The 22153-nt window shown below is 73.3% G+C and carries 21 protein-coding genes; 7 read left to right on the plus strand and 14 right to left on the minus strand.

Features of this window, described 5'->3' with window-relative positions; translation table 11 throughout:
• Positions 1-7: 7 nt before the first annotated feature.
• Both NMK34_RS28845 and NMK34_RS28850 read right to left on the minus strand, forming a co-directional pair.
• Positions 8-1099 (minus strand): tetratricopeptide repeat protein, encoded by a 1092-nt coding sequence (locus NMK34_RS28845; RefSeq protein WP_318335965.1) that lies wholly within the window; start codon positions 1097-1099, stop codon positions 8-10.
• A 50-nt stretch (positions 1100-1149) separates the two neighbouring features.
• A complete protein-coding gene (locus tag NMK34_RS28850) occupies positions 1150-2502 on the minus strand; it encodes a BTAD domain-containing putative transcriptional regulator (protein ID WP_318335966.1) in 1353 nt (450 codons plus the stop codon).
• Between the two features lie 174 nt (positions 2503-2676).
• Here NMK34_RS28850 and NMK34_RS28855 point away from each other — a divergent pair, with 174 nt between their 5' ends.
• Positions 2677-3207 carry a hypothetical protein gene (locus NMK34_RS28855; RefSeq protein WP_318335967.1) on the plus strand — a complete coding sequence of 177 codons (531 nt, stop codon included), beginning with the start codon at positions 2677-2679 and terminating at the stop codon, positions 3205-3207.
• 37 nt (positions 3208-3244) lie between these two features.
• Here NMK34_RS28855 and ispF read toward each other — a convergent pair whose 3' ends face one another.
• From ispF to NMK34_RS28875, 4 genes are all read right to left on the minus strand, one after another.
• The gene (gene ispF, locus NMK34_RS28860) at positions 3245-3727 is read right to left on the minus strand and encodes a 2-C-methyl-D-erythritol 2,4-cyclodiphosphate synthase (RefSeq protein ID WP_318335968.1); all 483 of its coding nucleotides are present in this window, start codon (positions 3725-3727) and stop codon (positions 3245-3247) included.
• 379 nt (positions 3728-4106) lie between these two features.
• Positions 4107-5303, minus strand: a complete 1197-nt coding sequence (locus NMK34_RS28865) for a DDE-type integrase/transposase/recombinase (RefSeq protein WP_318335969.1) — start codon at positions 5301-5303, stop codon at positions 4107-4109.
• A 137-nt stretch (positions 5304-5440) separates the two neighbouring features.
• Positions 5441-6136 (minus strand): 2-C-methyl-D-erythritol 4-phosphate cytidylyltransferase, encoded by a 696-nt coding sequence (gene ispD / locus NMK34_RS28870; protein WP_318335970.1) that lies wholly within the window; start codon positions 6134-6136, stop codon positions 5441-5443.
• A 53-nt stretch (positions 6137-6189) separates the two neighbouring features.
• Positions 6190-6675, minus strand: coding sequence for a CarD family transcriptional regulator (locus NMK34_RS28875; RefSeq protein WP_007073334.1), 486 nt, complete (start codon positions 6673-6675; stop codon positions 6190-6192).
• A gap of 328 nt (positions 6676-7003) precedes the next feature.
• Between NMK34_RS28875 and NMK34_RS28880 the strand changes: the two genes are divergently transcribed.
• Positions 7004-7699: a hypothetical protein gene (locus NMK34_RS28880; protein WP_318335971.1), complete on the plus strand. Its 696-nt coding sequence runs from the start codon at positions 7004-7006 to the stop codon at positions 7697-7699.
• Positions 7700-7785: 86 nt separating this feature from the next.
• Here NMK34_RS28880 and NMK34_RS28885 read toward each other — a convergent pair whose 3' ends face one another.
• From NMK34_RS28885 to NMK34_RS28900, 4 genes are all read right to left on the minus strand, one after another.
• A complete protein-coding gene (locus NMK34_RS28885) occupies positions 7786-8388 on the minus strand; it encodes a hypothetical protein (protein ID WP_318335972.1) in 603 nt (200 codons plus the stop codon).
• Between the two features lie 39 nt (positions 8389-8427).
• On the minus strand, positions 8428-9429 hold the full coding sequence (locus NMK34_RS28890) for a type III polyketide synthase (protein WP_412098969.1): 1002 nt from the start codon (positions 9427-9429) through the stop codon (positions 8428-8430).
• Positions 9430-9516: 87 nt separating this feature from the next.
• Positions 9517-10683: an acyl-CoA dehydrogenase family protein gene (locus NMK34_RS28895; RefSeq protein WP_318335973.1), complete on the minus strand. Its 1167-nt coding sequence runs from the start codon at positions 10681-10683 to the stop codon at positions 9517-9519.
• Between the two features lie 41 nt (positions 10684-10724).
• Entirely contained in the window at positions 10725-11483 is a 759-nt protein-coding gene (locus tag NMK34_RS28900) for a methyltransferase domain-containing protein (protein ID WP_318335974.1), read from the minus strand.
• Positions 11484-11528: 45 nt separating this feature from the next.
• On the opposite strand from NMK34_RS28900, the gene NMK34_RS28905 reads away from it, so the two are divergent.
• The 4 genes from NMK34_RS28905 to disA all read left to right on the plus strand — a co-directional run bounded on the left by NMK34_RS28905 (position 11529) and on the right by disA (position 16123).
• The gene (locus NMK34_RS28905) at positions 11529-12359 is read left to right on the plus strand and encodes a UbiA family prenyltransferase (protein WP_318335975.1); all 831 of its coding nucleotides are present in this window, start codon (positions 11529-11531) and stop codon (positions 12357-12359) included.
• A gap of 141 nt (positions 12360-12500) precedes the next feature.
• The gene (locus tag NMK34_RS28910) at positions 12501-13250 is read left to right on the plus strand and encodes a hypothetical protein (protein WP_318335976.1); all 750 of its coding nucleotides are present in this window, start codon (positions 12501-12503) and stop codon (positions 13248-13250) included.
• A 101-nt stretch (positions 13251-13351) separates the two neighbouring features.
• Positions 13352-14803 (plus strand): DNA repair protein RadA, encoded by a 1452-nt coding sequence (gene radA / locus NMK34_RS28915; protein WP_370584979.1) that lies wholly within the window; start codon positions 13352-13354, stop codon positions 14801-14803.
• Between the two features lie 129 nt (positions 14804-14932).
• Entirely contained in the window at positions 14933-16123 is a 1191-nt protein-coding gene (disA, locus tag NMK34_RS28920; RefSeq protein ID WP_318335977.1) for a DNA integrity scanning diadenylate cyclase DisA, read from the plus strand.
• An 8-nt stretch (positions 16124-16131) separates the two neighbouring features.
• Here disA and NMK34_RS28925 read toward each other — a convergent pair whose 3' ends face one another.
• The 3 genes from NMK34_RS28925 to NMK34_RS28935 all read right to left on the minus strand — a co-directional run bounded on the left by NMK34_RS28925 (position 16132) and on the right by NMK34_RS28935 (position 18083).
• Positions 16132-16905 (minus strand): hypothetical protein, encoded by a 774-nt coding sequence (locus tag NMK34_RS28925; RefSeq protein ID WP_318335978.1) that lies wholly within the window; start codon positions 16903-16905, stop codon positions 16132-16134.
• 105 nt (positions 16906-17010) lie between these two features.
• Positions 17011-17574: a peptide deformylase gene (locus NMK34_RS28930; protein ID WP_318335979.1), complete on the minus strand. Its 564-nt coding sequence runs from the start codon at positions 17572-17574 to the stop codon at positions 17011-17013.
• On the minus strand, positions 17571-18083 hold the full coding sequence (locus tag NMK34_RS28935; RefSeq protein WP_135242327.1) for a glycine cleavage system protein R: 513 nt from the start codon (positions 18081-18083) through the stop codon (positions 17571-17573). The genes NMK34_RS28930 and NMK34_RS28935 overlap by 4 nt, the downstream gene beginning before the upstream one ends.
• 96 nt (positions 18084-18179) lie before the next feature.
• Here NMK34_RS28935 and NMK34_RS28940 point away from each other — a divergent pair, with 96 nt between their 5' ends.
• The gene (locus tag NMK34_RS28940) at positions 18180-19079 is read left to right on the plus strand and encodes an A/G-specific adenine glycosylase (RefSeq protein WP_318335980.1); all 900 of its coding nucleotides are present in this window, start codon (positions 18180-18182) and stop codon (positions 19077-19079) included.
• 227 nt (positions 19080-19306) lie between these two features.
• Here the strand turns inward: NMK34_RS28940 and NMK34_RS28945 are convergent, their stop codons facing one another.
• Entirely contained in the window at positions 19307-21844 is a 2538-nt protein-coding gene (locus tag NMK34_RS28945) for an ATP-dependent Clp protease ATP-binding subunit (RefSeq protein WP_064446770.1), read from the minus strand.
• Positions 21845-22153: the final 309 nt, after the last annotated feature.

The raw sequence follows: 22153 nt of genomic DNA on the forward strand, positions 1-22153 counted from the left end.
TACCCTCTCACCGGCGAACGAACGCGGTGACTCCGGCCACCACCGACGCGGTGATCGCCCCGACCAGCGGGAACGGACCGCCGACCAGCGCGTACACGAGCAGCAGCACCACCGCGGCGGCGGCCGCGTAGACCGGCACGACCAGGCCGCGTGACATCGCCTCCCGCAGGCCGGGCCGCCACGTCGCCGGGCGCCGCAGCAGCACCGCCGTCCCGGCCACCGCCAGCACCGCGAACAGCCGGGACGCGCCGGACGAGGCCGAGGCCAGCGCGGCGACCAGCACGCTCGCGAGCAGCGACCAGCCGGCCACCGACAGCAGGAGCCGCCGGACGCCGTCGTTTACCGTCCGCACCGGGTCGGGGCGCGCCACCGGCAGGTCCGCCAGCGCGGTCAGGTGCTCCAGCGTCTCGGCGTACCGGCGGCGTTCCAGCCGGGCCACGCCCACGTCCTGCCCCGCGTCACCCAGCTCCGGGTCCAGCCGCAGCGCCTCCCGGTAGGCCCGCTCGGCCAGGTCGAACAGCTGCAACCGCACCGCGACCAGGCCGAGCACCAGGTGCGCCTCCGGCTCGTCCTGGGCCAGCTCCACCCCGCGCCACGCCGCGTCCAGCGCCGCCTGCCCGTTGCGCGACGCGGAGAGGACGGCGGCGGCACTGCGCTGCGCGTACGCGTCACCCGGCGCACGCGCCAGGATCTCGTCGGCGGTCGCCGCCGCCTCCTTCCAGCGTTCCAGGTCGAGGAGTGCGAACCCCCGCGCCACGAGCGCCGGCACGACCTCCCCGGCGGCGGGTGGCACGGCGCCAGGCATGTCGCTGGTGGGCGTCTCCGCGTCCGGAGTCCCGACGGCGGGCGGTTCAGGGACGGACGGGCCGCCGGCGGCGGCCACGGCGGCCTCCGCGGCGGCGAGCGCCTCGGCCGGGCGGTCGGCGGCCAGGTGCATCCGGGCCAGCATGGTCAACGCGGGCACGTGCGCCGGCTCGGTCGCGATCAGCGCGGTGAGTTCGCCGATCCCCTCGTCGTAGCGTCCCAGCTCGGCGAGCAGGTGGGCGCGTTGCAGGTAACCGTCGGCGGCGGACTGGTCAGGGGCGGCGTCACTCGGCATCCCGGCGAGCGTATCCGCCCGGACCCACAGCGCGCCGAGGGTGCCCGGCGTCAGGCACTCCGGCAGGACGCGCCCGCCCGGCCGCCGCACGTCCCCAGACTGCACCACCGGCGCAGCCCGCTCTCGTCCAGGAACAACCACCCGCACCGCCGGTCCGGGCAGACCCGCACCGTGAACCGGGCCGGATCGGCGAGGAGCTGCGCGCCGCTGAACGCGGCGGCGTGCACCGGCAGCCGTAGCCCGGCCGCCAGGTCCGGCCACCACCTGCCGCGTCCGTCCGCCTCGCGCCGGAAGACGAGCGTACGGGCGGCGGCCTCGGCGGCCCGCGCGACGGTCTCGAAGGCCGGGCCGTCGTCCGGGCCGACCAGGCTGGCGTAGAGCGCGGCGCGGAGCGTCCGGGCCTCGTCGAGCACCGCCTCCGCCGCTGCCGGGTCACGGCGCGCGAGGTGCAGCAGGCGGTTCGTCGAGACCTCGTCCACCAGCCCGACGTGGCCGGCCCAGACGGCGAGGGTGCGGTAGCCGCGCAGCCACTCGGCGCCGGGCAACGGCGGCTCGTGCCCCCACCCGGCGAGGGTGTTGCAGAAGTCCAGGGCCGGGTGGCCGCCCACGCTCCACGGCAGGCTCTCGTCGCCGACCCGGATCTCGTGCATCGGCCGGGCGACCCGGTCCAGCCGGTCGTCGCCCGCGAGCACCCGGCGCTGCACCTCCCGGAGCCGGGGCCCCGGCTCGACGCCGAAGTCGGCCGCGAGCAGGTCCCGGGTGGCGCGGTAGAGGCGCAGCGCGTCGGCCCGCCGGTCGCCCCGGTACAGGGCGGTCATCAGGACCGCCACGAGGTGTTCCCGCGTCGGGTGCTGGGCGGCCAGCGGCATCAGGTCGGCGATGGCCCGCGTGTGCCGGCCCAGCGCGAGCTGCGCCTCGGCCCGTAGTTCCGCGGCGACGAGGCGAAGTTCCTCGACCGTGCCGTGCAGCCGGTCCCGCAGCTCGTCGTCCGCCGCGTCGGCGAGCAACGGCCCGCGCCACAGGGCGAGCGCCCGGTCGAGCGACCGCACCCGCTCGGCGGGATCGGCGGTCCGCCCGGCCGCCCGGACCAGGTCGGCGAACTCGTCGACGTCGACCCGGTGCCCGTCCTCCTCCACCACGTAGCCCTCGCCCCGGGTGCTGATCCGCACCCCGTACGGGTTGAGCGAGCCCCGCAGCCGCCCGATGTACGTCTGCACCGCGCTGCGGGCGGTGGGCGGCGGCCGGCCGTTCCAGAGCAGGTCGATGAGGCGGCCGGTCGGCACCACCCGGCCCACGTCGAGCAGCAGCACCCCGAGCAGGCAACGCTCCTGGCGCCGGCTGCCGACCTCGACCGGCCGGTCGTCGTGGCGGGCCTCGAACGGCCCGAGCAGGCGGAACTCCATACCGAACAGGACGACCAGGTACCGGCCGGGGGTTGTCGCCCGACGGTGATCGCGTGGTGAGGAACCCGGCCGGACGGGTCCGCCCGCGCGACGCCTGCCGCTCGACGCGGTGAGCCGGTGGTGAGCGGGCCCGGCGATGCTCGCCGCCCGGACCAGCGAGGGATGGAGTGGAACATGCGATTCAGGACGAGTATCGCGGTGGCGAGCGTCGTGGTGGCGGTGGTCGCTGCCCTGCCAGGGTCGGCGTCCGCCGCGCCGGAGCGGCATCCCGCCCCGGGTGCCTGGGAGCCGGCGCCCCAGGCGCCGTTCGAGATGCCCGCCGGCGCGCGATGCGAGTTCGCGGTACGGGTCGAGCCGATCGTGGACGAGGTGCGGAAGCTGACGATCGAGACCTACCCGGACGGCGCGCCGAAGCGGGAGTTGTTCACCGGCGCTCTGCTCAACCGGGTGACGAACCTGGAGACCGGCGCCACCTCGACGGCGGACGCGAGCGGCACCGCCCTCGTCGTCTACCGCACGGACGGCTCGATGACCTGGTACGTGACCGGGCCGGTGCTGCTCGGCTTCCGCGAGAACGCCGGCACGCTGCCGAAGGGGCTGTGGATCGTCGACGGCCGGTTCCGGGTGGAGTTCTCCCCCACCTTCGACAAGACCATCACGATGCTCCACGGCACTACTCACAACGTCTGCACCGACGTCGACTGATCAGGTGACGCGGTGCCCGGCGTCCCCGGTCACCGCGTCAGTCGCCCGGAGTCTCGTAGATCAGGGCCACCGCGATCCCGGCCAGCCCTTCCCCGCGTCCGGTGAAGCCCAGCCCGTCGGTGGTGGCGGCGGAGACGGTCACCGGTGCGCCCACCGCCTCGGAGAGCACCCGCTGCGCCTCCTCCCGGCGCGGCCCGATCTTGGGGCGGTTGCCGACGACCTGCACCGACACGTTGCCGATCTGGAAGCCCGCCGCCCGTACCCGGCGTGCGCTCTCGGTCAGCAGCGCCACCCCGGAGGCACCGGCCCACTCCGGCTGGTCCACGCCGAAGTTCGCGCCCAGGTCACCGAGACCGGCGGCGGAGAGCAGGGCGTTGCAGGCGGCGTGCGCCGCCACGTCGGCGTCGGAGTGACCGGCCAGGCCGTCCTGGTCCGGCCAGTGCAGCCCCGCGACCCAGCAGGGCCGCCCGGCCGCGAACGCGTGCACGTCGGTGCCGACAGCCACCCGAGGAACGATCATGACCAGAGGGTACGCGTCGCGCCTTGACGGCCGCCCGGGCTGTGGTTAGCTTCGGTTGCCGTACGCCCCAGTGTCGCCTCTGCCTCGTGCAAGCGCCTGGGGCTCCGTCTTACGGTCGGCGCGGCAGAAGATCGCACGTCTCCAGATGGCTACCGCCGTGGCCACGAAGCAAGCCTGTGGGCTGTACGAGTGGAGCGTCGCTCTGACCGACGCCGCCCAGCTCTCGAACACGGACGCGCCCAGCGCGCCGATCAACCATCAACCGAAAGTGGGATCCACGTTCCAGATCCCGGGATCCGAGTAAATCTTGGTAGGAAACGGCCCCCATGGGGGTGTCATGTCCCGGGACATGTGTCAACGGGAAGTCCCGATAGATGTGTCAGGGGTTGTGGATCGTGGGGGTGGGGGTGAGGGGGATGTAGTTCTTGTCGGGGTTGAGGTGGAGGTAGCCGATGGGTTGGCCGTCGGGGTGGTAGATGGTGACGTGGTTGTTGTCGCGGATGGCGGTGACGGTGGTGCCGGCGTGGGTGGTGCCGACGCTGGTGCGGTGTCCGGCGACGGCGATGGCGCCGTTGCTGGCCACGGGGCAGTGGTGCAGGGTGGCGTCGGTTTGCAGGGGTGGGCTGGTGGGTCCGCCGAGGGTGGGTGCGTGGGTCCAGGCGTGGGCGGGTGTGGTGCGGTGGGGTAGGGCGCTGTGGCGGCGTTGGGTGTTGTAGTAGCGGCGGTAGGTGTCCAGGAGTGCTTGCAGGGCGGTGAGGGTCTGTGGTGGGGGTTGGGTGCTCAGCCATTTTTTGAGGGTTTGGTGGTGGCGTTCGACCTTGCCGCAGGTTTGTGGGTGGTAGGGGCTGGAGTTGATCGGGCGGGCGCCGTGGTCGATCAGGGTCTGCACGAAGGTGGAGATTGATCCGGGTCGGGTCCGGCGGCTGGTGAACGCGATGCCGTTGTCGCTGAGCACGATGGCCGGCACGCCGTAGGCGGTGAACGCCTGTCTGATCGCGGTGATCGCGGCTCGGGCGGTCTCCGCGGCGGCGGCGTGGCAGGCGACCAGGGTGCGGGTGCAGTCGTCCAGGACGTCGAAGACGACGACAGTGCGGCCGTCGGCGAGTTTCACTTCGGTGGCGTCGATCTGATAGCAGTCGCGGGGCCGGGCATAGCTGAAACGCCGCCACGAACTACGCGGTCGTTTAGCCGGAGTAGCCACGAGCAGGTCATGTCGGGCCAGCACCCGGTTGACCGTCGAGCGTGACGGCACCGACCAGGACGCGTCGGTGCGCCGGCGCACATCGTCCAACGCGTCTCGGATGAAGTCAGCCCCGTTGTCCGGGCCCAGTTCAGCGCGCAGTTTGCAGATCCACGCGTCCACCTCCGGCGGCGTGACCCGCGGACTGCTACGCGGCCGCCGGGATCGTTCCTGCCACTGACCCTCGGCCCGGATACGTGCGCGGTGCCGGTACACCGTGCGCACCGACACCCCGTGCTCACGCGCGAACTCGGCCGCGTTCACCCGAACCCCCGCCGCCAGCAGCGCGTCCAGCAGGTTCATAACATGCCGCCGAGAAGCCATGCCCGGCAGCACATACCACCCGACCCAAGATCCCTACCACGTGACACATGTATCGGGACTTCAACGCTGACAGATGTCATGGGACTGAACAGCCCCCATGGGGGCAGTTCGTACCAAGATCTCGAAGCCCGCGTGCCGCGCGGGCGCCGCTATGCGCCTGTGGTCAGGAGGTGTTCGGCTAAGGCGAGGTCGAACGGGCGGGTGATCTTCAGGGCCAGCTCGGAGCCGGGTACGCAGGTCACCGGGATCCCCTGCTTCTCGACCAGGCCGGCGTCGTCGGTCAGCGCGTCACCCGCCGACCGGTGGGCCGCGATCAGCACCGACCGGCGGAAGCCCTGCGGCGTCTGCACCGCCCGCAACGCGGACCTGTCGACGGTGCCGAGCACCCGCTCGGTCGCGTCGACCTCCTTGATCGTGTCGACCACCGGCAGTACCGGGATCACCGCGTCGTGCCCGTCGCGGACCGCCGCGGCCACCGACTCGACCAGGTGGGGCGGGGTGAGCGCGCGGGCCGCGTCGTGCACCAGGACGATCTCCGGACCGGTGGGAACCGCTGCGAGCGCCGCCGCCACCGACTCCTGGCGTTCGGCGCCACCGGGCACCACAGTCACCGGGGCCACGGGGGCGAGCATCGCGCGTACCGCCTCGACCTCGGTCGCCGGCGCGGCTACCACGATCGTGTGCACGGAGGGTGCGGCGGCGATCCGGCGGACCGCGTGTACGAGCAGCGGCTCACCGGCGAGCAGCCGGAGCGCCTTCGGGGCGCCGGGTCCGAGGCGTACCCCGGCACCCGCCGCAGGAACGAGGACCGCGACGTCACCGCGCGGATTGAGCTGCGCGGTCACGTCGCGGTCCTCGGATTCGTTCGCTGCGGGGTGGGTAGAGGCAGAGGCGTGGATCAGGCCTCGGTCAGCACCTTGTCGAGCAGCGTCTCGGCCTCGTCCTTGGTGCTCTTCTCCGCCAGCGCGACCTCGCCGACGAGGATGTCACGAGCCTTGGCGAGCATCCGCTTCTCGCCCGCCGAGAGGCCCCGCTCCCGCTCCCGGCGCCACAGGTCGCGGACGACCTCGGCCACCTTCAGCGGGTTTCCGGAGGCCAGCTTCTCCAGATTCGCCTTGTAACGCCGCGACCAGTTGGTCGGCTCCTCGGTGTGTGGTGCACGGAGCACGTCGAAGACCTTGCCCAGGCCCTCTTCGCCAACCACCTCGCGCACACCCACGATCTCGGCGTTCTCGGCGGGAACCCGGACCGTCAGGTCACCCTGTGCGACCCTCAGGACGAGGTATTGCTTGGGCTCGCCCTTGATGACCCGAGTCTCGATTGCCTCGATGAGTGCGGCCCCGTGGTGGGGGTAAACAACGGTCTCGCCGACACTGAAAACCATAGGTTCGAAACCCCTTTCGCTGTGTCTAGGGTAACACGCTCAGGCACCGATGTCTCACCGCTGTCCTGACCGTTGGCGCAGCTCAGGGGCCCTGTGAGAGGTATTTCTTCAGCTTGACAGGCGGTCAAACCGATGGTTTCGACACGCTCCGTGAGGAACATGTGACAACCCGGTAAGGGGTGACGGGAGCGTCCAGATCTAGGGCAATGCGCTCCTTCCATGGTAGCTCCGCAACTCCGTCCGCGCCCAGGTGTGGCGTTACGGCGGTCGGTGCGGGACGCTGGTGAGGGACGTGACGTCCGCTCACCGAGACGTTCCTGGGGGTCCGATGGGCGTGCCTGACGCTGACGGCCAGGGGCCGCCGGACGGGCTGCCCGGCCTGCCTCCGGAGTGGGGCCGGGTGGTCGTCCCGGACGACGCCTCGGCGCTCGCCGACGAGGCCCGGCAGGTCCGCCGGGAGCTGCGCCGCGCGCGGCAGGGCTCCGGCCGGCGTGCGGTTCCGGCCCGCCTCGGGCTGCCGGCGCTGATCCTGCTCGTGTCGATGCTCGTCACACTCGCCGGGCTGGCCGCCGTCACCTGGCCGCGCACCACCACGCGGTCCGGCGCGCCGACGGTGCTCCCCCGCTCCACCACCGCACCGCAACCGGTCGGCCCACTGCCCGCGCTGGACCTGGTCGGCGCGGACGACACGCCGGTACCGCTACGCAGCCTGCTACCTGCCATGATCATCCTGGTCGACGCCTGCGCCTGCGCCGAGCAGGTCGGCACCGCAGCGCGCGCCGCGCCGCCCGGCGTCACGGTGGTCACCGTGACCGAGGGCCGCAGCGCCGGGCCCGCGAGCGTCCCCGGGGTACGCCCGCTCGGCGACCCGGCCGGCGGCCTGCGCTCCTACCTGCACCTGTCCGCCCATCCCGGCACCGCCGCCGCGCTGCTCGTGGACCGGCAGGGCTCGCTGGTCCGGGTGGTGCCGGAGCTGGGCCCGCTGTCGGACTACGGCGCCGACCTGGCCCGGCTGGGCGGCTGACAGGCGGGCTCGAGAGCGCCGCCCAGGGCGCTGAGCTGCCGGCCCGGGGACGCGGCGAGCCGCCGGCGCCCGGCGCGCTCCAGCGGTCAGTAGAGCGCTTCGAGCCGGGCGTCCAGCTCGGCCCGGCCGCGTACACCGGTGAACCGCACCAGCACCGGCGCGCCGGTGTCGCCCAGCAAGGGCAGCTCCAGTCGCCCGCCGCACCGGAGGAACCGGCGCGCGTCGCCGGACCCGGTACCGGAGAGCTGGACGGCGACCGCCCCGTCCCCGGAACAGCTCACCGTGAGGCGGTAGTCGTCGCCCCGCGAGGGATTCACCTGCCGTACCACGGGTGGCCTGTCCGGCGTCAGGTCGGACGTCTCCCGCCACACCACGTGCGACACCTGGAGCACACGCGAGGTGCCGTCGTCCTCGACCCGGATCACCACCGACCGGTCCGGTGCCGTGGCCGGCGCACGGAGTGCCAGGGGCGTCGGGTCGCGTCCCGGCCGTGCCGGCCAGGCGTCGCCTGTCGACGGGTCGACCCGCCAGGTGCGGGCGATCGGTTCGGCGCTCGCGGGCGGCGCGGGCACGGCAGTGGCCGCACCCGGCTCCGGTGCCGCCGCCCGCCACCAGGCCGCGCCGGCCGCCAGTGCCAGAACGGTCAGGACGGTCAGCGGTACCCGCCCGTCCCGCTCGTCGGAGGCCATGACGGCAGCGTATCCGCGCGGCCCGGGCGGGGCGAGCCGTCAGCCCACCCGTTCCAGCAGCACCGCGTAGAGCGTCAGGCCCGGTCCGAACGCGAGCATCACCACCCAGCGCGGCGGCGACGGCTCCGTACGCCACAGCCGGTCCAGGATCAGCAGTACGGTCGGGGACGAGCAGTTGCCGTGCTCGGCGAGCGTGCCCCGGGAGGCGGCGAGGCCGTCCGGCGGCAGGGCCAGCTCACGCTCCACCACGTTGAGGATCCGCGGCCCGCCCGGGTGCACCGCCCAGCCGTCCACGTCGGAGCGCTCGCACCCGTGCCGCGCCAGCAGCTCGTCGATCAGCGTCCGCACGTGCCGGGACAGCACCTGCGGCACCTTCGGCGACAGCCCCATCCGGAAACCGGTGTCGGTGACGTCCCAGGTCATGTGGTCGGCGGTGGAGGTGTCGGTGACCGAGGTGACCTCGCGCAGCGCGTACCCCCGGCCGCCGGGGACGACCACGGCGGCGACCGCGGCGTCCGAGAACAGCGCGTGGGAGACGATCTGCTGGGTGTCCACCCGGGCACCCGGCGGCTGGATGTGCAGGCTGGTCAGCTCCGCGCAGAGCAGCAGCGCGGGCCGCCCGCGGGCGGTGACGAAGTCGCTCGCCGCGCCCAGCCCGGGCAGGGCCGCGTAGCAGCCCATGTGCCCGACGAACATGCGCTGGGTGCTCGGGGACATGCCCAGATCCCGGGCGAGCAGGATGTCCAGCCCCGGGGTGGCGTACCCGGTGCAGGAGCAGACGATGAACAGCCCGATGTCGGAGGCGTCCAGACCGGCGGCGGTGAGTGCCCGGCTGACCGCCTCCTTACCAAGCGGCAGCGCCTCGACCTGGTAGCGGCGCATCCGGCGCTCGGTCGGCCACTCCGAGACGTCCTCCAGCAGCGGGTTGACCGCCGCCTGCCGCCGGGTGACGCCCGAGTTCGCGAAGATCCGCTCGGCCAGCGCCCTGGTGTTCCCCTGGAAGTGCTTCGCGAAGAAACCCGTCCACAGTTCGTCCTGCATCGCGGCCGGCGGTTGCGCCGTACCCAGACCCGCGATCACCGGTATGCCCACGTCCCCCACCCCTCGCCCTTCACTGACTCCTCGCGCTCACCAACGAGGGAGCGCGCTGTCCCGGTCCGGGTCGCCGCCCAGCGCGGCGATGCCGAGCCAGTCGGCGCACACGTCGGACGTGGCCGGATGCAGCGAGCCGCAGCGGGCGTCCCGGTAGAGGCGCTCCAGCGGATGCCCGCGCCGGGTCGCCGACGTACCCGCCGCCTCCAGCATCGAGGCGGCCACCTCGGCGGCTGTGGTGCCGGCCAGCAGCTTGGCCCGCCACACCCAGCGGTTCGTCTCGGCGTCGCCGGGCGCCTCGTCGACCCGGCGGGCCGCCTCGGCGACCGCCAGTGCGGCGGCGGCGGTGGCCGCGTCGGCCCGGCCCAGGCGGGCCCGCACCGCGGGCAGCCCGGCGAGGTTGCGGGCGTTGAGGTGCTCGGCCGCGGCGTCGACGGCGGCCCGGGCCACGCCGACGTAGACCGCCGCGTAGCTCGCCACCAGCCAGTGCGGCATGAGCTGGGCGACGACCAGGGCCAGCCCTTCGACGCCGCCGAGCAGCCGGTCGGCCGGGACCGTCACGTCCAGGTGCACGTCGTGCGAGGAGGTGGCCCGCATGCCGAGCGAGTCCCAGGTGGGCTCGACGGTGATCCCGTCCCCGGCCGGGACCAGGAACTGCGACACGACGGACTGGTCGGCGGCGCTGCGGGCGGCCACCAGATAGCCGTCCGGGTGGCCGGCACCGGAGCAGAACGTCTTGCTGCCCTTGATGTGCCAGCCGCCGTCGACCGGCTCGTAGACGGTGCTGAGCTGCGACAACCGGGCGCCGGCGCCGCGTTCGCTCATCGCCACCGCGTACCAGGCGCCGTCCGCCGCCGCGCGCAGCAGCCGGTCCCGCGCCGCCAGCGCCTCCTCCGGTACGCCGAGCGCCTCGGCCAGTTCCTCGGTGACCGCGCCCAGCGCGCCGGTGACCGAGGCGTGCATGTTGAACACCAGCGCGGTGGCGCCGTTGCCCCGGGCCAGTTCGGTGGCGACGGCGGCGTACTCGGCGAAGCTCGCGCCCGTACCGCCCAGCTCGGGGGGCACCATCAGGCCGAACAACCCTGCCGCCCGCAGGTCCGCGAAGTCGTCCACGGGGAACGAGCCGTCGCGGTCGTGCTCGGCCGCGCGGGCGGCCAGTCGCGGCGCCAACCGGCGGGCCGCCTCCAGCGCGTGCACAGTCATGTCGCCCCCTTCTCGGCGTCCTTTACCCCGGGTGGCCCCGGCTACCCGCCCCGGCGCCCCCAGCCCTGGTACAGCACGGCGGTCGACCGGGTCGGCACGATGCGCGGTTCGGTCCTGCCCGGACGGTCGGCGCCGCCGCGCATGCGGCGCAGCAGCCAGGCCAGCGTGCCGCCCAGCTCTGGGCGGACCCCGCGCACCGTCAGCGACACGCCGTGCAGGGCGCACTCGGCGACCAGCGCGCGGGCGTCGACGAACAACCGCGGGTCGTGGATGCCGCGCGGCACCGTGGGCAGCCGTTCGCCCAGCTCCACCGCGACCAGCCGGGCCAGCAGCGTGTCGTTGAGCGTGTCCAGCACCAGCAGGCCACCCGGGCGCAGCAGCCGGCACGCCTCGGCGACGGCCCGCCGCCAGTCCGGCACGTGTTCCAGCAGTTCCCCGGCGGAGACCACCGCCGCGCAACCGTCCGTCAGCGGCACCGCCGTCGCGTCGGCCTGGACCACCGTCACGCCGTGCGTGGCAGCCTGGTCGAGCGCGGAGCGGGTCAGGTCGACCCCGACGTGGCGGTAGCCCTTGCCGGCCAGGTGCGGCGCCAGCAGCCCGGCGCCGCAGCCCAGGTCGACGAGCAGGTCGTCCGGCGTGGACGCCGCCGGCACGAGCGCCGCCCGGGCCCGGGCCAGCCAGTGCAGCATCGCGAACGCGCCGTCCGGCCGCCACCACTCGCCGGCCAGGTCGTCGTACTGCCGGGGGTCGTTCGGCGGCAGCACCCGGTACGGAGTGGACACCGGCGACGCGTCGGGCATGCGTCGAGCGTGGCACGACTGCCCGGTAACGACCAGACTTCCCTTATGTCGACACGGGTGTTAGGGCTGGTCAGGGCGAGCCATCCGGAGCCCGCGGCGGCGGTCACAGTGGTCGCCGCGCTGCTCGCCGCCGGTGTCGGGCACTCCGCGGCGGGCGTCGCCGCGGTGGCGTTGACGGTGCTGGCCAGCCAGCTCGCCGTCGGGTGGAGCAACGACCTCATCGACGCCGACCGGGACGCGGCGGTGGGGCGTACCGACAAACCGGTGACCACCGGCGAGGTCGCCCGGCCGGCGCTGGCCCGGGCCACCGCGGTGGCCGCCGTCGCCGTGCCGGTGCTCGCGCTGGCCGGCGGCCCGGCCGCGGCGGCCTGCGCCACGCTGGGCCTGGTCTCCGCGCTGCTCTACAACCGGCCGCTGAAGTCGACGCCGGTGTCGGTGCTGCCCTACGCGGTCTCGTTCGGCGCGCTGCCCGCGTTCGTGGTGCTGGCGTTGCCCGGCTCGCCGCTGCCCCCGGCCTGGCTGGTGGCCGCCGCCGCGCTGCTCGGTGCCGGCGCGCACTTCGCGAACGTGCTGCCGGACCTGGCCGACGACGCCCGGACCGGGGTGCGCGGCCTGCCGCACCGGCTCGGGCCGGTGGGCAGCCGGCTGGCCGCCGCCGGGCTGCTGCTCGCGGCCACCGTCGCGCTGGTCCTCGGCCCGCCCGGGCCGCCGTCGTGGACCGGCCTGTCGGCGGTCGCCGCGGCCGTGGCCGTGCCGGCTGTCGGCTGGTACGCGGGACACGCGACCGCCGGACGCTCGGCGACCGCCTTCCGGGCGGTGCTGGTGGTGGCGCTGATCGATGTGGTGCTGCTGGTGACGAGCGGCCGGGTGGTCTGAGCGGTCCCTCCCGAGGTGGTATTGCCGGGTCCGCGTGCGGGCCTCGATCAGCTCCAACTACCCTGGAGCGCGGTCTGCGCGGGTATGGCCACCCCGTGCCCGGTGGTCGACCGGGCGGGGATCGTGACGAGGAGGACCGACGTGACGCGCTCGATCAGGGGTTCCCGGGGGCCGGCCCTGCTGCTGGCCGGCACGGCGGCGGCGGCGAGCCTGCTGCTGTCCGGGTGCGGCGCCGGGCAGATTTCCGAGACCGCCAACAAGATCCCGTCGGTCCAGGGCGTCAACGTCCAGACCTCCGACAACCTCTTCAAGGTGCGCGGGCTGTACGTGCAGTTCCCGGGCCCGAAGGGCTACGAGGCGGGGTCGAACGCGCCGGTCAACGTGGTGATCTACAACGACAGCGAGAAGCCGGTGACCGTGACGGTCACGACCGACAGCGCGCGGGAGATCGTGCTCACCGGTTCCGGCGCGGGCGAGAGCGGCGCGGCCACCCCGACCGGCTCACCCACCGAGCCGGTCACCACCTCGCCGACCGCGAGCGACCCGAGCGCGTCGCCGAGCCAGTCGCTGGAGACGTCCGAGTCGCCGTCGGCCAGCCCGTCGCCGAGCGAGAGCGAGTCCGCGCCCGCCGGCCAGCCGGCCCGGATCGAGATCCCGGCGCTCAGCTACGCCCAGCTCAACGCCGGCAACCCGCGGTTCCTCCAGCTCATCGGCCTGAACGAGAAGCTGCTCGTCGGCCAGCAGGTCAACCTGACCTTCGACTTCGGCGACGGCAAGGTCGTCACGACCCCGGCGCCGATCGGCATCCCGCTGACCCCGGAGGCCACGCCGTCGAAGATCGTGGAGCCGCGGCACGTCGGTGAGGACAGCGGCGTCGAGGGCGGCCACTGACCGCGTTCCCTCTGTCGTCGGCACCGCCGCCGTGGCCAGCGCCACGCCGGCGGTGTCGCCGTTTCGGGTGGGCTTTCGTCGTACGGGCCGGTTAGCGTCCGGTGGTGACCTCGCCCCGATCGACCCCCTCCCGTGCCGGCGCCGGCCGCGGTCGCGCCGCCACCCGCGAACCCCGCCCGGCCTACGAGTGCGACGCCTGCGGCCACCAGCCCCCGAAGTGGGTGGGCCGGTGCCCCGAGTGCGGCGAGTGGGGTTCGGTGGTCGAGTGCACCGTCACCGGCCCGCTGGTCTCCGGCCGGGTGGTCAGCTCACGGATGCCCGCCGAGCCGGCCCGGCCGATCGCCACGATCAGCGCCGCGCCCGCCCGGGCCCGTCCCACAGGTGTCAGCGAGCTCGACCGGGTGCTCGGCGGCGGCCTGGTCCCCGGCGCGGTGGTGCTGCTCGCCGGTGAGCCCGGCGTGGGCAAGTCGACGCTGCTGCTCGACGTGGCCCAGCAGTGGGCGGCCGGTGCCGGGAGCCCGTCGCTGGTGGTCAGCGGCGAGGAGTCGGTCAGTCAGGTGCGGTTGCGCGCCGAGCGGATGGGCGCCCTGCACGACCAGCTCTACCTGGCCGCCGAGAGCGACCTGTCGGCGGTGCTCGGCCACCTCGACGCGGTCAAGCCGGGTCTGCTGGTGCTCGACTCGGTGCAGACCATCTCGACCACCGGCACCGAGGGCGTGCCCGGCGGCGTCACCCAGGTCCGCGCGGTCACCGCCGCCCTGGTCGCCGTCGCGAAGGAGCGCGGCATCGCCACCGTGCTGGTCGGGCACGTCACCAAGGACGGCCAGGTGGCCGGTCCCCGAGTGCTGGAGCACCTGGTCGACGTGGTGCTGCACTTCGAGGGCGACAAGCACTCCTCGCTGCGCATGGTGCGCGGCGTGAAGAACCGCTTCGGCGCGGCCGACGAGGTGGGCTGCTTCGAGATGCACGAGGGCGGCATCAGCAGCCTGGCCGACCCGTCCGGCCTGTTCCTGACCCGCTACTCCGAACCGGTGCCGGGCACCTGCGTGACGGTGGCGATGGAGGGGCGCCGGGCGCTGGTGACCGAGGTGCAGGCACTGATCGGGGCCACCGTGGCCGGTTCACCGCGGCGTACCGTCTCCGGCCTCGACAGCGCCCGCCTCGCGATGGTCCTCGCGGTGCTCCAGCGCCGCACCGAGCGGCTCACGCTGCACGACCGGGAGGTCTTCGCCGCCACCGTCGGCGGCATCCGGGTGGTGGAGCCGGCGGCCGACCTGGCGGTGGCGCTCGCTGTCGCCTCCGGTGGGCTCAACCTGGCGCTCAACCCGCACCTGGTGGCCATCGGCGAGGTGGGCCTCACCGGTGAGGTCCGTCGGGTCGGCGCGGTGCCCCGGCGGCTGGCCGAGGCCGCCCGGCTCGGCTTCCGGCTGGCCCTCGTGCCGCCCGGGTGCGGGCCGGAGAGCAGCGGCGCCGGGCCGGAGAACATGCGCGTGATCGAGGTCACTGACGTGCGGGCCGCCCTCCAGGCGGCCGCGCGCGCGTCGGCGGAGTGACACGGTGGGATCCGCCGGGCGTTTCCGGGCAGGCCACGCAGGCCGCACCGACCCGCCCGAGCCGCGCATCGTGACACATCACAGTAACCACGAGAGCACCCACCGCATGGCAGTCCGTAGACTGTGCCCGTGCCGATCGACCGCGATGCCACAAAGCCCGCAACGGCGACGCCGCACGCCCGTACCGGCGCCGTGACCGGCAACCCCGCTCGTGCCATCAGCGTGAGCGTCAACGGAAGCGTGGGCGGCGGGGCCGGCGCCGATCCGCTGCGCGCCAACCTCGCCCTGATGGCTCCGGGCACCGCCCTGCGGGACGGCCTGGAGCGGATCCTGCGCGGCCGCACCGGCGCGCTGATCGTGCTCGGCTACGACAAGGTGGTCGAGCAGATCTGCACCGGCGGCTTCCCGATGGACGTGGAGTTCTCCGCCACCCGGGTCCGGGAGCTGTGCAAGATGGACGGCGCGGTGGTGCTGTCCAGCGACGGCACCCGGATCGTGCAGGCCGGCGCGCACCTGATGCCCGACCCGTCCATCCCGACGGAGGAGTCCGGCACCCGGCACCGCACCGCCGAGCGGGTGGCCCGGCAGACCGGTTACCCGGTCATCTCGGTCAGCCAGTCGATGCGGATCATCAGCCTCTACGTCAACGGCCAGCGGCACGTGCTGGACGACTCGGCGGCCATCCTGTCCCGCGCCAACCAGGCGCTCGCCACGCTTGAGCGCTACAAGCTGCGGCTGGACGAGGTCTCCGGCACGCTCTCCGCGCTGGAGATCGAGGATCTGGTCACCGTCCGCGACGCGGTGGCGGTGGTGCAGCGGCTGGAGATGGTCCGCCGGATCGCCGACGAGATCGCCGGCTACGTGGTGGAGCTGGGCACCGACGGCCGCCTGCTGGCCCTTCAGCTCGACGAGCTGATGGCCGGCGTGGACGCCGACCGCACCCTGGTCATCCGCGACTACCTGCCGACCGGCCGCAAGTCGCGCACGCTCGACGAGGCGCTCGTCGAACTCGACCTGCTCAGCGCCACCGAGCTCATCGACCTCGTGGCGGTGGCGAAGGCGATCGGCTACCCGTCCGCCTCCGACGCGCTCGACGCGGCGGTCAGCCCGCGCGGGTTCCGCCTGCTGGCGAAGGTGCCCCGGCTGCCTGTCGCCGTGGTCGACCGGCTGGTGGTGCACTTCGGCAGCCTCCAGCGGCTGCTCGGCGCGACGGTGGAAGACCTCCAGGCGGTCGAGGGCGTGGGCGACGCCCGCGCCCGCGGCGTCCGCGAGGGCCTGTCCCGGCTCGCCGAGGCCAGCATCCTCGAACGGTACGTCTGACCGGCCGCTCAGCCGGTGACGGTCAGCTTCACCGGCTCGCTGATCTTGGTGCCGACCCGGGCGAACACCTGGTACGCGCCGATCGCGGCGAACTCACCGTTCGCCAGGCCGTTCGCGCACTTGTTGTCCAGCCGGCCGTTCCAGCCCAGCTCGTAGGAGCGCTCGAAGTTCGGCGTGAACGACTGCACGTCCGAGCCCTTGCCGGTGCCGCAGGTGTCCGACGACCAGACCTTCTCCGCGCCCGACTTGACGTACAGCTCCTGAAGGTCGGCGCCGACGTCCCGGCTGCACGTACGGTTCGACACGTTCTTGACCTTGAGGCGCAGCGTGACCACAGTGCCCCGCTGGGCGGTGGCGGGGACCGCCACCGGCGTCACCAGAAGCTCGGAGTCGGTGCAGGTGCCGTCGTCGGAGACCGGCTGACCGGTCGCGCCGCCGTTGCCGGTGCCGCCCCCGTCGTTCCCACCCCCGCCGGTGTTCCCGCCGCCGTCGCCGGTACCGCCCGGCCCGGTGCCGCCGCCGTTGTTCGCGCCACCGCCACCGGCGTCACCCGCCGTCGGTGACGGGCTGCCCGACTGCGGGGTCAGCACCGAGCCGGACGGGTCGGGCTGCGCCCCGGCGGAACCGGTCGGCGACGGGTCAGTGCCCGGCGCGCCGGTGTTGCGGTCCGTACCGGTGCACGAATACAACAGGACAATCAGGAAGAGCAGCCCCGCTCCGAGCACGACGGCACGACGCCGCCAGTACACGGCAGGGGGCAGGGGGCCGACCGTCAGACGCATGATGCGCCTACCGTAGCCGCGCGGCGCACGGCTCGCCGATCCGACGCGCCGAGGACCCGCCGCCGTACGGCCACGCTCGTCCACACTGGATTCCGACGGCCACCGTCAGAGGTAGACCTTGCGCTGGTAGATCGCGTGCGCGCCGGCCACCCGGTCGAGGAAGAGCAGCCCGGCGCAGTGGTCGATCTCGTGCTGGAGCGCCCGCGCCTCGAAGCCGTCGGTCACCAGCCGGACCGGCTCGCCGCTGCCGGGAAGCGCGCCCTCCACCACCAGGCGGCTGGCCCGCTTCACGTCGCCGGTCAGGTCCGGCACCGACATGCAGCCCTCCCGGCCGGCCTTCCACCGGGACGCCTCCACCACGCGGGCGTTGCAGAGCACGAACGTGCCGTGCACGGTGACCGCCTTCGGATGCCCCGTCACGTCCACCGCGAACACCTGCGCGCTCACCCCGACCTGCGGCGCCGCCAGGCCCACGCAACCGGGCGAGACGCGCATGGTGGCCACCAGGTCGGCGGCGAGGCGCACCACCTCGGCAGACGTCGGGTCGACCTCCGGGCCGGGTCGGCTCAGCACCGGCTCCGGGGCGGTGACCACCGGTCGTACCGCGCCGGGGATGCCGAGCTTCTCCGGGGTCCAGCCGCCCAGGCCCGCGTACTCCGGCCCGGTCACAGCAGATCCGTGTCCGCCGGGCGGAGGCTGACCCCCACGCCCAGCTCCGCGGCGACCCGGGTGAGCCGTCCGGCCACCTCGTCCGACACGCCCGGCGGCAGCTCGACCTCGGCGACCACCACATACAGCGAACCGGTCAGCCGGGTGCTCAGGTCGGTCACGTTCCCGCCCGCGTCGGTGAGCACCCGGGTCATCGCCGCGACGATGCCCATCCGGTCGGCGCCGTGCACCGCGAGCACGTACGGCTCCCCGGTGGGCTCGCTGCCGCCGTCGGGCGTCACCTCGCGTACGGTCGCCAGCAGGTGCCCGTCGGCGGCGAGCGGGGCCAGCGCGGCCTCGACGTCGGCGGCGGCCGGGCCCACGCAGATCAGGGTCATCGCGAAGTGTCCCCGCAGCCGGGTCATCGTCGAGTCGGTGAGGTTCGCGCCGAGCCGGGCGAGGACCTCCGCGACGTCGGCCACGATGCCCGGCCGGTCCCGGCCGATGACGGTGATCGCGAGCTCGTTCATTCGGACATTCTGCCCCGTCGTCCATGATCGATCGCGCCCGGCCACCCGGCCCGCCCAACCTGCGGGAAAGACAGCCGTGACATGATCGGCGACGCGATGTCCGATCCCACATTCGCCACCCAGGTCAGCCGGTGGTACGAGCGCAACGCCCGCGACCTGCCCTGGCGCAAGCCGGGCATCGGCGCCTGGGCGATCCTGGTCAGCGAGGTCATGCTCCAGCAGACCCCTGTGGTCCGCGTGGTGCCCGCCTGGGAGGCGTGGCTGGCCCGCTGGCCCGAGCCGCGCGCGCTCGCCGAGGACACCCCGGCCGAGGCGATCCGGATGTGGGGGCGGCTCGGCTACCCCCGCCGGGCGGTACGCCTGCGCGAGTGCGCGGTGGCGATCGTGGAGCGCCACGGCGGCGTGGTGCCCGACCGGCTCGACCAACTGCTGGCGCTACCCGGTGTCGGCACGTACACGGCCCGCGCGGTCGCCGCGTTCGCGTACGGGCAGCGGCACCCGGTGGTCGACACCAACGTCCGGCGCGTGGTGTGCCGGGCGATCGCCGGTGAACCCGACGCCGGCCCCACCACCCGTCCCGCCGACCTGGTCGCCACCGAGGAACTGCTGCCGGTCGAGCCGGCCGCCGCCGCGCTCGCCAGCGCCGCGTTCATGGAACTCGGTGCCGTCGTCTGCACCGCCCGCGCGCCGCGCTGCGCGATCTGCCCGGTCGAGTCGAGCTGCGCCTGGCGGGCCTCCGGCCAGGCCGCCCCGGTGGGGCCGACCCGACGGCCGCAGCGCTACGCCGGCACCGACCGTCAGGTACGCGGACTGCTGCTCGCGGTGCTACGGGAGTCCACCGGCCCGGTGCCGCACCAGCGGCTGGACCAGGTCTGGCACGACGACGTGCAGCGGGCACGTGCGCTGGCCGGCCTGGTGACCGACGGCCTGGTGGAACCGGTGGGCGAGGAGTCCTTCCGCCTGGCCGGCGACGGCCCCGCCGTCCCCCTCCCCTGACGCCCCCCACCCACCCCACCCACCCCACCCCGACCTCGCCTCCGCCCGCCCTCGGCTCGCCCCGTTGATCATGAAGTTGGCGGCGACAAATCGGGCGCCGAGTGCGGTCAACCTCATGATCGACCACGGCGGGGCTGGGGCGAGGAGGGCGTGGTGGGCGGGCATGGAAAGGCGACGACCCCGGTGGCTTTCGCCTACCGGGGCCGTCGCCCTCGAACTGTCCTGACCTACGCGGCGTCGTCAGCGCCCGTGGCGGCGGTGCCGCCGAGGTCCGCCGGAACCGCGTCCGGCACGGCGTCCGGCCGGTCCGCGCCCCGGAAGACGAGCTTGGACTTGTCGATGTTCTCCGGGTCGCCCTCGCAGTCCACGACCACGATCTGACCCGGGGTCAGCTCGTTGAACAGGATCCGCTCGGACAGGTTGTCCTCGATGTCGCGCTGGATCGTGCGGCGCAGCGGCCGCGCGCCCAGCACCGGGTCGAAGCCCTTCTTCGCGAGGTACTTCTTCGCGTTGTCGGTCAGCTCCAGGCCCATGTCCTTGTTGCGCAGCTGGGTCTCGATGCGCTGGATCATGATGTCGACGATCGAGAGGATCTCGGTCTCGCGCAGCTGGTGGAAGACGATGGTGTCGTCGATCCGGTTCAGGAACTCGGGCCGGAAGTGCTGCTTGAGCTCGTCGTTGACCTTCTGCTTCATCCGGTCGTAGTTCGACTCGGAGTCCTCAGAGGCCTGGAAGCCCAGCGAGACCGCCTTGGCGACGTCGCGCGTACCGAGGTTGGTGGTCAGGATGATGACCGTGTTCTTGAAGTCCACGATCCGGCCCTGGCCGTCGGTGAGGCGCCCGTCCTCCAGGATCTGGAGGAGCGTGTTGAACACGTCCGGGTGGGCCTTCTCGATCTCGTCGAAGAGGACCACAGAGAACGGCCGGCGACGCACCTTCTCGGTCAGCTGCCCGCCCTCGTCGTAGCCGACGTAGCCGGGAGGGGCACCGACGAGCCGGGACACGGTGTACCGGTCGTGGAACTCCGACATGTCGAGCTGGATGAGGGCGTCCTCGCTGCCGAACAGGAACTCGGCGAGCGCCTTGGACAGCTCGGTCTTACCGACGCCGGACGGGCCGGCGAAGATGAACGAGCCGGACGGGCGCTTCGGGTCCTTCAGGCCGGCCCGGGTACGCCGGATCGCCTTCGAGACCGCCTTGACCGCGTCCTCCTGGCCGATGACGCGCTTGTGCAGCTCGTCCTCCATGCGCAGCAGGCGCGAGGTCTCCTCCTCGGTCAGCTTGTAGACCGGGATGCCGGTCCAGTTGCCGAGCACCTCGGCGATCTGCTCGTCGTCGACCTCGCTGACGACGTCCAGGTCACCGGCCTTCCACTCCTTCTCCCGCTGCGCCTTCTGGCCCAGCAGCTGCTTCTCGGTGTCACGCAGCTGCGCGGCCCGCTCGAAGTCCTGCGCGTCGATCGCGGACTCCTTGTCGCGGCGCACCTGGGCGATGCGCTCGTCGAAGTCGCGCAGGTCCGGCGGCGCGGTCATCCGGCGGATCCGCATCCGGGCGCCCGCCTCGTCGATCAGGTCGATCGCCTTGTCCGGCAGGAACCGGTCGGAGATGTACCGGTCGGCGAGCGTCGCGGCGGCGACCAGGGCGGCGTCGGTGATGGAGACGCGGTGGTGCGCCTCGTAGCGGTCCCGCAGGCCCTTGAGGATCTCGATGGTGTGGGCCAGCGACGGCTCACCCACCTGGATCGGCTGGAACCGACGCTCCAGAGCGGCGTCCTTCTCCAGGTGCTTGCGGTACTCGTCGAGCGTGGTGGCGCCGATGGTCTGCAGCTCACCACGGGCCAGCATCGGCTTGAGGATGCTGGCGGCGTCGATCGCGCCCTCGGCCGCGCCCGCACCGACGAGCGTGTGAATCTCGTCGATGAACAGGATGATGTCGCCGCGGGTGCGGATCTCCTTGAGCACCTTCTTCAGGCGCTCCTCGAAGTCACCGCGGTAGCGGGAACCGGCGACCAGGGCACCGAGGTCGAGCGTGTAGAGCTGCTTGTCCTTCAGCGTCTCGGGCACCTCGCCCTTGATGATCTTCTGGGACAGGCCCTCCACCACGGCGGTCTTGCCGACGCCGGGCTCACCGATCAGCACCGGGTTGTTCTTGGTGCGGCGGGACAGCACCTGCATGACCCGCTCGATCTCCTTCTCGCGCCCGATGACCGGGTCGAGCTTGCCCTCGCGGGCGGCCTGGGTCAGGTTGCGGCCGAACTGGTCCAGCACGAGGCTGGTCGACGGCGCGGCCTCACCCGGCGCGGCACCGGCGGCGGCCGGCTCCTTGCCCTGGTAGCCGGAGAGCAGCTGGATGACCTGCTGGCGCACCCGGTTCAGGTCGGCGCCCAGCTTCACCAGGACCTGGGCGGCGACGCCCTCGCCCTCGCGGATCAGGCCGAGCAGGATGTGCTCGGTGCCGATGTAGTTGTGGCCGAGCTGCAGCGCCTCGCGCAGCGACAGCTCCAGCACCTTCTTGGCCCGCGGCGTGAACGGGATGTGCCCGCTCGGCGCCTGCTGGCCCTGGCCGATGATCTCCTCGACCTGCTGACGCACGCCCTCCAGGGAGATGCCGAGGCTCTCCAGGGCCTTTGCCGCGACACCCTCACCCTCGTGGATCAGGCCCAGCAGGATGTGTTCCGTACCGATGTAGTTGTGGTTGAGCATCCGGGCCTCTTCTTGGGCCAGGACGACAACCCGTCGCGCTCGGTCGGTGAACCGCTCGAACATGCCCTCGTGCTCCTCACGTGCCGTGCGCCTTGATGGTCAGATCTCGGCGGGGCCGGTGCGCGGACGTCCGGGACGGGCGTCCGTGCCTCCTTACTCTATCGCCGCGGACCGTCTCCGCTGAGGTCGTGTGCCCCCGCGAATGACCGTTCCGACGTCGTTTCTGACAACCGTCCACGCTCAGGAGGTGTTCCGGGGCCCCTGCCTGTACGCGCAGAGCGAAATTCGACCGGCACCGGAAAGGTCGGTCGAGTGGACCGGAGGCGGCAACCGATGCGTCCGCCGGGTCGTCCACAGCCTGTGGATGAAGTC

The sequence above is a fragment of the Micromonospora sp. BRA006-A genome (genome assembly GCF_033433935.1).
GTDB lineage: Bacteria > Actinomycetota > Actinomycetes > Mycobacteriales > Micromonosporaceae > Micromonospora > Micromonospora aurantiaca.

Excerpts from the sequence above, each read along its gene's own strand:
- NMK34_RS28945 (WP_064446770.1), bottom strand. The coding sequence starts at position 21,844 with ATGTTCGAGCGGTTCACCGACCGAGCGCGACGGGTTGTCGTCCTGGCC.
- NMK34_RS28850 (WP_318335966.1), bottom strand. The coding sequence starts at position 2,502 with ATGGAGTTCCGCCTGCTCGGGCCGTTCGAGGCCCGCCACGACGACCGG.
- NMK34_RS28855 (WP_318335967.1), top strand. The coding sequence starts at position 2,677 with ATGCGATTCAGGACGAGTATCGCGGTGGCGAGCGTCGTGGTGGCGGTG.
- NMK34_RS28895 (WP_318335973.1), bottom strand. The coding sequence starts at position 10,683 with ATGACTGTGCACGCGCTGGAGGCGGCCCGCCGGTTGGCGCCGCGACTG.
- NMK34_RS28925 (WP_318335978.1), bottom strand. The coding sequence starts at position 16,905 with ATGCGTCTGACGGTCGGCCCCCTGCCCCCTGCCGTGTACTGGCGGCGT.
- NMK34_RS28885 (WP_318335972.1), bottom strand. The coding sequence starts at position 8,388 with ATGGCCTCCGACGAGCGGGACGGGCGGGTACCGCTGACCGTCCTGACC.
- NMK34_RS28875 (WP_007073334.1), bottom strand. The coding sequence starts at position 6,675 with ATGGTTTTCAGTGTCGGCGAGACCGTTGTTTACCCCCACCACGGGGCC.
- NMK34_RS28880 (WP_318335971.1), top strand. The coding sequence starts at position 7,004 with ATGGGCGTGCCTGACGCTGACGGCCAGGGGCCGCCGGACGGGCTGCCC.
- NMK34_RS28900 (WP_318335974.1), bottom strand. The coding sequence starts at position 11,483 with ATGCCCGACGCGTCGCCGGTGTCCACTCCGTACCGGGTGCTGCCGCCG.
- NMK34_RS28890 (WP_412098969.1), bottom strand. The coding sequence starts at position 9,429 with ATGCAGGACGAACTGTGGACGGGTTTCTTCGCGAAGCACTTCCAGGGG.
- NMK34_RS28905 (WP_318335975.1), top strand. The coding sequence starts at position 11,529 with ATGTCGACACGGGTGTTAGGGCTGGTCAGGGCGAGCCATCCGGAGCCC.
- ispF (WP_318335968.1), bottom strand. The coding sequence starts at position 3,727 with ATGATCGTTCCTCGGGTGGCTGTCGGCACCGACGTGCACGCGTTCGCG.
- NMK34_RS28935 (WP_135242327.1), bottom strand. The coding sequence starts at position 18,083 with ATGAACGAGCTCGCGATCACCGTCATCGGCCGGGACCGGCCGGGCATC.
- NMK34_RS28845 (WP_318335965.1), bottom strand. The coding sequence starts at position 1,099 with ATGCCGAGTGACGCCGCCCCTGACCAGTCCGCCGCCGACGGTTACCTG.
- NMK34_RS28940 (WP_318335980.1), top strand. The coding sequence starts at position 18,180 with ATGTCCGATCCCACATTCGCCACCCAGGTCAGCCGGTGGTACGAGCGC.